The organism is Acidobacteriota bacterium (assembly GCA_016184105.1).
Lineage (GTDB): Bacteria > Acidobacteriota > Vicinamibacteria > Vicinamibacterales > 2-12-FULL-66-21 > JACPDI01.
In genome coordinates this window covers 20,569-30,749 of the sequence record JACPDI010000058.1, presented here as the reverse complement: position 1 = coordinate 30,749, position 10,181 = coordinate 20,569, and the positions used below count along the sequence as shown (strand labels likewise).

The 10,181-nt window shown below is 67.3% G+C and carries 6 protein-coding genes; all 6 read right to left on the bottom strand.

The genetic code is table 11. The features are described 5' to 3' along the window. Positions 1 to 228: 228 nt before the first annotated feature. The 6 genes from HYU53_18475 to HYU53_18450 all read right to left on the bottom strand — a co-directional run bounded on the left by HYU53_18475 (position 229) and on the right by HYU53_18450 (position 10,178). Complete coding sequence (locus tag HYU53_18475) at positions 229 to 1,527, bottom strand: hypothetical protein (GenBank protein ID MBI2223179.1); 1,299 nt, start codon at positions 1,525 to 1,527, stop codon at positions 229 to 231. Positions 1,528 to 1,778: 251 nt separating this feature from the next. Further along, entirely contained in the window at positions 1,779 to 3,866 is a 2,088-nt protein-coding gene (locus HYU53_18470; GenBank protein MBI2223178.1) for a DUF4910 domain-containing protein, read from the bottom strand. Positions 3,867 to 3,879: 13 nt separating this feature from the next. Next, a complete protein-coding gene (locus HYU53_18465) occupies positions 3,880 to 6,078 on the bottom strand; it encodes a DUF4910 domain-containing protein (GenBank protein MBI2223177.1) in 2,199 nt (732 codons plus the stop codon). A gap of 46 nt (positions 6,079 to 6,124) precedes the next feature. Further along, on the bottom strand, positions 6,125 to 7,645 hold the full coding sequence (locus HYU53_18460; GenBank protein MBI2223176.1) for a S8 family serine peptidase: 1,521 nt from the start codon (positions 7,643 to 7,645) through the stop codon (positions 6,125 to 6,127). A 14-nt stretch (positions 7,646 to 7,659) separates the two neighbouring features. Continuing rightward, positions 7,660 to 9,135 carry a S8 family serine peptidase gene (locus HYU53_18455; GenBank protein MBI2223175.1) on the bottom strand — a complete coding sequence of 492 codons (1,476 nt, stop codon included), beginning with the start codon at positions 9,133 to 9,135 and terminating at the stop codon, positions 7,660 to 7,662. Positions 9,136 to 9,179: 44 nt separating this feature from the next. After that, complete coding sequence (locus tag HYU53_18450; protein MBI2223174.1) at positions 9,180 to 10,178, bottom strand: TonB-dependent receptor; 999 nt, start codon at positions 10,176 to 10,178, stop codon at positions 9,180 to 9,182. Between the last annotated feature and the right edge of the window lie 3 nt (positions 10,179 to 10,181).

The window sequence follows — 10,181 nt, the reverse complement described above, 5'->3', positions numbered from 1 at the left end:
GGCGATGCGCCTCGGTGCCCGCCCCGGGTAGACCGGTCGGCGCGGTCCCCGCTCGACAGCTGGGCCGACGTGTGTCTGCTCGACGCGCGTGCCCGCGTCGGCGACCTCTTCACGTGCGATTCGGCCGCTCCACACTGCCTCTCGCCACCATTCGATCCCTGACACGGGTCACACGCTTCACGCGGAGGCTTTCATAGACTCTTATCTACACGTCATGAATAATGCGGGCTAGGCGGTCGCCTTGCGGGCGGCGGCTTGCTCGCCGTCCGCTTCGTCGAGGCTTTGCGGCGTCCAGCCATCGAGCAGCGTCGACGCGCGGCCCAGGTGCTGCTGCAGCTCGTAGAGCAGATGCTGCTGATCGGCGCACCACTTCTCGGTGGTCTGCAGCCGCGCCGAGAGGCGCTCTTTCTGGGCGGCCCAGTCGCGGCGCTCTTTCTCGTGCCCGCCGATCTTCTGTTCGGCGGCGGCCACCATGGCCATCGCGGCTTCGAGTTCGGCCTCCTGGCGCTGCCGGTCCTCGAGCAGGCCGTCCATCTTGCCGGTCATCTCCTCGATGCGCTTCGCCAGGCGCTGCTCATTGTCGCGAACCGCGGCGAGATCGTGCGCCGCCTTGGCGGAGAGCTCCCCCGCCTTCTTCGCGGCCTCCTGCAGCGCGCGCTGCCCGGCTTCAAGCTCCTTCACCCGCGCCGCGGCTGCGCGCTCCCGCTCTTGAATCGTCCTGGCCTCCTGCTGGATCTGGTCGACACGGCTGCCGGCCTGTCTCGCGGCGGCTTCGGCCTGCGCCGCGCGCGTCTCGAGATCCTTCACCTTCGGCTCGAACTCCTTCGCGCGGGCCTCCGCCTGCCTGGCGCTTTCCTGCAGCGCGGCGCGTTCCTTCACCCACGCCGCCTGCTCCTGCGCGTACTTCCCCGCGAGCAGCCGTTCGGCCTCGCGGGCGTTGCTGATCTGCTGCCCGGCCGTCGTCGCGCTCTTCTGGACCTGGCCGACCCTGGCTTCGAGCGCTTGCCGTTCGGCGTCCCACTTCGCGCGTGCCGCCTCGAGCTCTTCGACAAGCTCCTTGCGGACCGCCTCGCTGGACCGCAGCGCGGTCTTCAACATCTGCAGCGTCTGCTGGTGATCCATGGGCTCCTCCGCGGCGGCAGGTTCTGGCGCGGTGCGCGGCGCGGGACCGACACTCGGTGGTTCGGGCACAGCCGGCTCCACGGCGGGCTGTGGCTGCACCAGATCGAAGGCGGGCATCTCGTTATCGAGCTTCACGCTGGCGCGATATCTCACCTGCCCGGCGGCGAGCGCCGCATCGACTTTCGTGATGCGGCCGCCTGCCAGGTAATTCGCTCCCGCGATCGACACGTTCAGGCAGATGCCGGCGCCGGGCGTGAGGCGAACGTCGGATTCGACGACCAGCTCCTGTCTGGAAATCTCGATGACGCTGACCTCGGGTCCCGCCAGGATGCTGGCGCGCAGGGCAACACTGGCGCTTCGCGCGTGGCGTGGCTCGGGTGAGGGCGGGTTCCGCTTCTCTGACATCGTTGGGACCAGACTTGCAGGGGCGCTTCCGCCGTTGCAACGGATGCGCCAGAGAGCGCCCGCGCGATGCTCCCGTCCATCCGCCTTCAACACAATCACTTACGGGACATTTGCGAGGCCCGGCCGCGAGGCAGGCCGACAACGCCTGTCAACGCTGTCGCGGTTCTTACGAAATGGGCGGCGTGTCGGCGTTTGTCCTACAGACACACTGACGCCCTCCGGCCGCCGTTCATGGGGCGCGGCGGAGGCTGTCAGGGGAGGCGGGAGGCCCGGGTCGTCACGAGCCCCGCCTTTTCGAGCAGGACGACGAGCTCCGCCAGCTCCTCGCGGTTCGTTCGCGGGCCGCGGTAGGGGTGGGGCGGCTGGAGCGAGCCGTCACCGAAGTACTCGTTGAACATGTACTCGCTGAACCGCTGAGTCTCGAGAATCTGGGCGATGTCCTCGAGCGTGCGGCGCCCATCGAACAGGTTGAACAACTCGCTCGCGGAAGGGTCCCCTTGTGGCAGGCGCTCGAGCAACGTGATGGTGCGCTCGGCCGACTGCGGATCGAGGCGGTCCGTGACGTTGTTGCGCCACGTGGCGCTCAGATAGCGCCCCGTTCGTCGCGGGACGAGCGCGCTTCCCTCCATGATGGCAGCGCGTCGAGGGACCGGCAGCCGGGCGATCGTCCGGTCGATTGCCGCACGCTCGTCGGCGAACAGGCCGTCCGCAATCCGCGCGATCGCCTCGCGCCGTGACGGGTCGAGCGCGGCGGAAGACACCACGCTGTCGCGCTCGAGGTTCAGCAGCGAGCGCAGTCGCGCCCGTGCCCGTTCCGCCTGGGGCTCGTCGAGCGCCTGCGTCAGGGCGCGGCTCGACTCCTGTGCGATCCGTGTCCGGCCGCCGCTGGCGACCCGCTCCGCCAGACGGTCCACGTCCGCGCCCCGGGCATCCGCAAGAAGGCGCATCGCGCCGAACGCGATCAAGCCAACGCGTTTCATCTCGGTTGGATCGACCTTGTCGGGGCTGTCCTCGCTGGAGTGATAGAAGTTATCCGGCCAGTGAGTGAACAGAAGGGCGGGCACGCCGACGCCCGCGTCGTTGAGCCACGCATGGTCGCTTCCGCCCGTGTACGGATCCACGCTGTAACGAAAGCGGCTTCGAGTTCCGCTCGGTGCGGCGACCTCCCGCTCTGCGACGAGCTGGAGGAAGTGCTCGGCGACGTCGTTCAGGAAGCTCGGTCTCGACTCCGGCGTGCGGATGATCCGGAAGATCGCATTAGCGCGGTCCAGATCCTCGCCGACCATGTCGAGATCCAGCGCAGCCTTCACCTTCGCGCTCATCTCGGGATGCGCTTCCGCGTATGCGACCATCCCGTGATTTTCCGGCACCCAGAGAAACCGGATCGTCCGGCGCGGCGCGGCGATCGCTCCGCGCGCGATCAGGTCCTGCCACACGCGCGCGAGCTCGAGCAACAGCCCGCATCCGCTGGCGTTGTCGTTGGAGCTCGGCCTGAAATGGCAGATATGGGCGACGAGACAGATTTCCTCGTCCGGCAGCTCCCGTCCAGGGATCACCGCGCTCACCACTTCGAGCTGTCCCGGCCCGAGAACCGCGTCAACCAGCGCGTGGACCTTGACCGGCCCCTTCACCAGACGGTCCTTGAGCGCCAGCCCCTGGCGCCGCGACAGCACGAAGGCAAAGCACTTCTCGGCCAGCCGGTTGTTGTTCGTGTCGAGCCACTGGACCTGGTCCGGAAACGTCAATCGCGTGATGGGCGACCAGTAGGAGACGATGCCGATCGCGCCGCGGCGGCCGACCGCCTCCGCCTGGATGTCCGCCGGAGGGCTGGAGGTGAACGCGATCTTTCCCCGAACGTCCTTGCCCTCGAAGTCGGACGCTCTTCCCGCTCCGACGTCCACGAGTTCGGCCTCGACGTCCGCCGGCGTGCTCCACGTCGCGAGGTGGGTGCTGATCTCCTTGAAGTCCGCCAGTTTGAGCCTCGGATCCGCGAGCCAGAGCTCACCGCGCCGGGGCGCCCACCCGAAGCGCGTCGTCAGATTGAAGTGCCTGATCTTCCCGTCGACCGGAAACGTCTCGATGTGCACGTCTCGAAGGCCGGCCTGCCGAGCTGCTCCCGCGATGTACAGCGCGGCTTCGTGGAACCCTGGCGTCGCGTCCTCGCGGTAAAAACGGCTGATCTCGATGACGTGCGCCTTGGCAGCCTCGCCGGAAAGCGCTTCGAAGACAATGTCGGGGATCGTCCAGAGCTCAGGGTGCTGATCCGCCCAGAGACCGACCCGGCCGCCGCCGGTCGCAACGAGAAGTGTGAGCACGACAACCAGCCCGGTACGCCGCATGTGCGCCTCCCGACTACGGCTTCTCGAGCCGCTTCTTCCTCAAAGTGATGACCTTGGCCGCTTCGAGCATCCGCATATAGCGGCCGGCCTCGGTCAGCGTGATGTCGTGCGAGTGGGGGTAACCCTCGCTCCATAACTCGGCGGCGGTCGCCTGATAGATGTCTAGAATGCTGCGCTTGCCGTCGATGAAGTTGTGCGCCTCCGTGTAGCCCATGACGCCGTATGCGAAATTCGGGTTCAACTGGAAGGAGGCAAGCCTCTCCCTGCCAATGACCTTCTCATAGTAGCCGCCGAAGTAGGAGGAGGTGCCCACGATGCCGGGAACCGGCGCCGGCACCAGTTCATCCAGGGCGCGTTCTTCGGGCGTGGGCGCCGGCTCCACCGCAGCAAGACCGAGCTCGTGGCAGCGCCGATTGAACTCGCCGGCGAGTTCGGCCTGGAACGATGCCACGAACGTTTCGATGCGACGACGTCGCTCGTCGATGCGGGCGAGCGCGGCCGGCGCGGCCGGGACGAGCGGCCTTAGCGAGGCGAGCATCGTGAGCTCGCGCTCGCCGCCGTACTTCAGCAGAAGACGCCCGCGCGCGTACGCGGAGGGCACTTCCGTCCTCGCGGCCACCATCAGGGCGGTCCGAGCTTTCTCAGCCTCCGCCGTCAGGTGCAGCAGGCCCCGGTAGTAGACCTCGTCGGTCAGGCGCCACACGGTGTCGGCATCGGCCCAGCCGAAGAGGAAGGCGAGGGCCGCCCCGAGGTACGACGCGCGATGCAATCCTGTCGGATCGACGTAGCCGAGGCCGTTCAGCTGGCTGTGGCGCGGCGGCACAGGGGCGCTCCCGAAAGCCATGGTCGGGATACCCACGGTGTTGTTGTTGGACTGGAATTCGTCGCCGCCCCCGTTGTACGGCTGAAGCCGCATGTTGAACTGCTGCCGTGACCCTTCTGGGGTGTACAGGTTGTCGAGGTTACTGTAGTCGAGCAGATCGCGATTGGTGCGCTGCGCCAGATGCTCCGTCAGACTCTCGAGCGCGGCCGTCCAGTACGAGGCGAGCGCGTGCGAGGGCTTGCTCACCGCGAAGAAGCTCGAGAAGACGGCCTGGTCTATTCCGACGCTGTCGATCGAGAGGCCGCCGCGAATCCTTCCCAGCCTCTCCGGATGCTGCGAGAAGTACATGTAGAGCCCGGTCACGTGGGGCGCCCAGAGAAACCGGATGGTTCGTTTGGGCGCCGGCACCACCCCGTTGTCGACGAGTGCCCGAAGTGTGCGAGCGATCTCCATCACGACCGCCATGCCGCTCCCGTTATCCACGGCGCCCGGCAACGGATGATCCATGTGCGCCCAGATCAGGAACTCCTCGTCGGGATAGGTGGTCCCCGGAATCGAGGCGTCGAGCATCTCGAACACGGCCTCGTCACCCTGCTTGATCTCTACGTCGACCTTGGCGTGCACGACCACCGGCTCGCCCCGATCCAAGAGTCCTTTCAGGAGTCGGTATTGGTTGTTCGAGAGCATGAACGCGAAGGTCGACGGGCTCCCGTCTTTCCCGCGCGGCGACATCCACGTATCCAGGTTGGCGTCGTTGTTGTCGCCGCTGTTGTGCGGAAGGTCGTAGAACATCAGGACGCCGGCGGCGCCGTAGCGATGGACCGCGACCTGGTTGACGGCCTCCGCCAAGGCGTTGCCCGCCAGCACGATCTTGCCCTTGAGGTCCTTGCCCTCGTAGTTCTTCGGATCGTCACCCCGGCCGATCCAGACAACGGGCGCGGTGAGGTCCACCGCGCGACTGCCGCCGACCAGCGCGCTCGGCGCGCTTTCGGTGGTCGTGATGAGCTTCGGATGCGGTTTGACCAGCCGCAGCTCGGCGCCGCGGACGCGCGAGGGAACCTGCCCGTCGAAGTTCTGCAAGCCGAAGAACTCGTACCCGGTGCGGACGGGTACGCGGAGGATCTGCACGTTTCGAAACCCGTACCGCTCCCATTTCGCGGTCATCCGGACCAACAGCGCTGCGAGGTCATCCGAGCCGTTGGTCCGGTGGTAAGTCGTGATGACGGCGAGGTTGTTGAACGCGGCGAAGCCATTGACCTCGTCCGCGATGAAGCGGAGGATCGCCTCCGGCACGACAGTCGCGTGACGCACGTCGTCGCCGGCGCGCGTCGCGACTCCCAGGCCGATCAGGCCGCACAGCGCGACAAGAGGAGTCGTTCGCCGGCGCATGGCTTCTCGTGTTTCTTGCGCGTCCGCCGCGCTTACGGTCCGTCCGCTAGTTCTCCGTGCCTTTCCTGCCCGGGGCGAGCGCACGGCGGGCGGCGCCAATCGCGGCGGTTGCGTCCAGCAGGCCCTCGCCCACCGAGTCGTTCCGCTCGACGAGGCCGATTCGGCTCAGGCTGGCCGTTTCGCGCACGCACTTGGCCACCAGGCGCGCATACGCGGCGGGCTGCGCAAGCAGGGACGCGGGCGGCGGCGCCGCGCTCCGCATGAGGGCTATCACCCCGGACAGAATGGGAGAGGACAGCGACGTGCCGGCTACGTAGGAATCCTTGAGGTCTGGCGCATACACAGGCGCGATGACGTACACGTCCTGCGACGGCGTGACCACGTCCATGAACGTGTTGGGCACGGTGTGCGGCCACGGCCGGACCTGGTCACCCTCCTTCTGGACCCCGCCCGCCAGCAGGACCTCGGTGTCGAACGCGCGGTAGAGCTGCTTCGCGGGATCGATGCCGAAGAACGCACGCGAGATGTTGCCGGCCGACGACGAGATGACGACGTTGTGGTAGTAGGCATCGCGAACGGCTTCGGCGACGACCGGTTGGGACGCCTGCAGCGCCGCCCCGATCTGAATGACGTGGGCTCCATGGTGAACCGCGTAATACACGCCGGCCGCGATCAACTCGAACAGCCAGTAGTCGTACACCGGATCGTTCATCGTGTCGCCGTCGAACACCCGGACCGGCATGATCGTCGCCTCGGGCGCGACGAGCAGCACGGTGGACGCCGTCACCGTCCCGTGGTATCCCCAGTCGATCGTGGGACCGTCCTCCTGCTCCCAGGGCGGACGCGTGCGGCGCAGGAAGCTGAAGCCGGGCACCGTCCGATCCTTGAAGAGGGAGTTGTAGGGATCGAGACCGGAGTCGAGCACGGCGACCACGACGCCCTTTCCCGTCGGGGAGCCGGCGACGGGACGCGCGTTCACGGCATCGAGCGTCCAGTGCGCCCGGTAGTCTGGCGCGATGGCGTTGGTGAACCACTTCTCCTTCGGGACGTCCGGCAGGTCGTTGCGGGCGTTGAAGCCGAGCGACTGGAGCACCAGATCGAGCCGCGACTTGCCGCGGTTGTGCGGCAGTGCGCTCTCGAAGTCCTGGGTCTCCGCGGTGCGGAACAGCGAGCCGACGAAGCGCCCGGCGTAGTCCCTGGCCAGCGCGATGAACGCGCCGTGGAAGCGCGCGAGCGACGCTTCGTCTCCCTTGCGCAGCCACTCGCTGTACTCCGGCTCGTGCTTCTGCCACGCGATCAGCATCACGCGCTCGAACAGGTAGGGAATCTGTTTCCGCGCGTCGAGCAGCGCGGCCATGTCCTTGCCGCCGATGTCCTGGCTGCGTGGGTTGCGTGCGAGGAGCTGGTCGATCGTCGTGAAGAAGACGTCCCTGGCCTCTTCCCAGGTCCTGGCGGCTGGCGACTCTGCACCCGCGCTCGCACGATCGTCGGCGGCCAGCGCCGCAGCCGGAAGAATCAGCGCGCCGATCAAGACGGCCGCGGCGGCAGTCAGTGTCCCGCTTCGCATGGTGCCTCCCTTTCTCACTGCTTGCGCATCCATTCCACGGCGGCGGCGGCGTCGATCGCGCCGTAGCCCGTCAAGGGGTCGAAACCGGTTCGGCCCACGAGCTTCGGATTCGCCGTCTTCTGCAGGCCCTGCTCGAGCAGCCGGCTGTACGCGCCGGGCGCCTTCGCTTCCGTGGCGGTCATCGGGCGGGCCGCAATCATCAGCGCCGCTACTCCCGAGGCGACCGGGGCCGAAAGCGACGTCCCCGTCCCCGAGCCGTTCCTGCCCGCGGCCGAGAACGATGGCACCTCGTAGTAGACATCCATCCCGGGCGTCAGGACGTCCATCTCCGGACTCGGGTGCAGCCGTTCCCAGGCTTCGAACAGCCCTTGGCTGACGCCGAAGGTGCCGACCTGAATCACGTTCGGATAGGACGCCGGGTAGTCGGGTGGGAACGGATCGCCAATCTTGCTCAACCGGCCCCAGCGCCCCGCGCTGACCAGCACCAGCACGTTGCGATCCCACGCGTACGACACCGCCTCGCGCAGCACGGGCAGATCCTCGCCGAGCCCGGCGCTGATGTTGATCACCTGTGCGCCATGGTTCACCGCGTAATAGATGGCGGCCGACATGGCCTCGTAGAGCCAGTACGGATAGGCGGGATCGTTCATGACTCCGCCGTCGCCCTGGCGCACGGACATGACTTTCACGCCGGGCGCGGTGGTGAGGAGCACGGAGGTGACGCTGGTGCCGTGGTCCCCCCAGTCCCAGGTCTCGTTGTTGCAGCTGGTCCAGGGGGGACCGCAGCGCGCCACGAGGTTCACGCCGTCGACCAGGCGATCCTTGAACAGGCCGAGCGAGCGATCGATGCCCGTATCGACGACCGCCACCACGACGCCCTGCCCGGTTGTCACGCGATGCGCCTCTTGAAGCCGGATGGCCGACGGCCACCACTGGCGGGTCAGTTTGGGATCCGGCGGCCGGTTCCAGCGTTCGCGGGGCAGTCCCGGGTCGCGGGTCGTCGCGCCGTACCCCAGCGTGCGCAGCACCATCTCGAGGGGGCGCCGATCCTTGCTGGAAGGAAAGCTCATGATGAAGTCGTAGTCGGCCGACTTCATGAAGAGGTGGTCCACGAGCCGGCGGGCGTAGTCGATCGACAGCGCCCGGAACCGCTTCTCGAGCGCGACGGCATCGCCGCTGCGGATGAGGGCCTCGCAGGCCGGTGCGTCTTTTTGCCAGGCCAGCGCCATGATGCGGTCGTAGAGGTCCGGCAGGCCACCGGTCAGCTTCGCCGCCTCCGCCTCCGAGAGCAGAGCCCGGTGCGGCGAGCCCGCCAGACGCGCGCCGACCTCCGTGAAGAACGCGGCGCGCCCCGCCTCAAAGATCGCCTGCAGCCGATCGCTCGGAATCGCCGCGGGCGCCTGCTCGATCCCTGCCGCACCCGCCGATCCGGCGAGCAGGCCGATCAGCGCCGCCGCGGTGGCGGCGGCGCGGTACGTGCCCAGTCTCATGATGCCTCCTGCGGACGAACGGACGCGCGCGCGCCGGCGGCCGACTACCGGAATGTGAACTTCGCGCCGAAGTCCACCCAGCGTCTCGCGTACGGGAAGTCGATCCGCTCCCAGAACAGCGTGTCGGTGAGGTTGTAGACGTTGGCGAAGATCGAGACCGATCGCTTGTCGCTCAGGTTCAGGTTCTTCGAGACGCGCAGGTCGAAGACCCACTTCGCATCGTTGGCCTGCAGGATTTCCCTGATGAAGTCCTGCTGGTTGTACCAGATGTACTTGCCCGTCAGGTTGACATCAACCCCGACCCGGGCGTTGGAAAGACCGAGTGCGGACTTCCAGATGCGCGTGGGGATCCACGTCAGCAGCCGCTCGCTCTCCGGGGTTGTGTTCTCATGTTTGTTGTAGTTGTACCCGAGCGACGCGAAGAGGCCGACGGGGTGCTGCCCCCTGACTTCAGCCTCGACCCCTTTTCGAGTGAAGGTGTCCAGGTTGTCCCACATCATGCGGCCGTTGTCGAGCTGCTTGGTCACGATCCCTTCGGTCATCCTGTGGTTGTAGAACGAGAGCTTGGTCCAGAGCCACGGCAGCTCGTTGCTCTCGAAGCCGGCGCTGTACAGCCAGGCGCGCTCGGGCCGAAGGTCGGGATTGGGCAGCACCTGCGAGGTCAGCGACACGCCCACCAGCTCGTAGAGGATCGGGGCCTGGTAGGCTCGGGACACGCTGCCGCGCACGAGCGTGGCCCGGCCGATGTTGAAGACCGCGCCGGCCTGCGGGCTGACCTGGCCCTCGAACACGCGGCTGCCGTCGTAGCGCACCCCGCCGTTCAGGGTGAGCCGGCCGGCCTTCTGCGTGAGATTCACGTACGGACCGACTTCGTCGTTGGTCAGGTGTCCGAAGCCGATCGTCGTGAAATCCGAATCGATGTGGTAGTAGTCCACTCCCGCGGTCAGATCCCGCCCGGGGGACCAGCGATAGGTCGCCTGGAACGAGCCGCCGGTGATCGTGTCGCCGAACTTGTTCTTCTCGACACCGGGGCGCGCGGTCAGCGA

Bases quoted from the DNA above. Each gene is read 5' to 3' on its own strand.
- HYU53_18475 (MBI2223179.1), bottom strand. From the start codon at position 1,527: ATGTCAGAGAAGCGGAACCCGCCCTCACCCGAGCCACGCCACGCGCGA.
- HYU53_18465 (MBI2223177.1), bottom strand. From the start codon at position 6,078: ATGCGCCGGCGAACGACTCCTCTTGTCGCGCTGTGCGGCCTGATCGGC.
- HYU53_18470 (MBI2223178.1), bottom strand. From the start codon at position 3,866: ATGCGGCGTACCGGGCTGGTTGTCGTGCTCACACTTCTCGTTGCGACC.
- HYU53_18455 (MBI2223175.1), bottom strand. From the start codon at position 9,135: ATGAGACTGGGCACGTACCGCGCCGCCGCCACCGCGGCGGCGCTGATC.
- HYU53_18460 (MBI2223176.1), bottom strand. From the start codon at position 7,645: ATGCGAAGCGGGACACTGACTGCCGCCGCGGCCGTCTTGATCGGCGCG.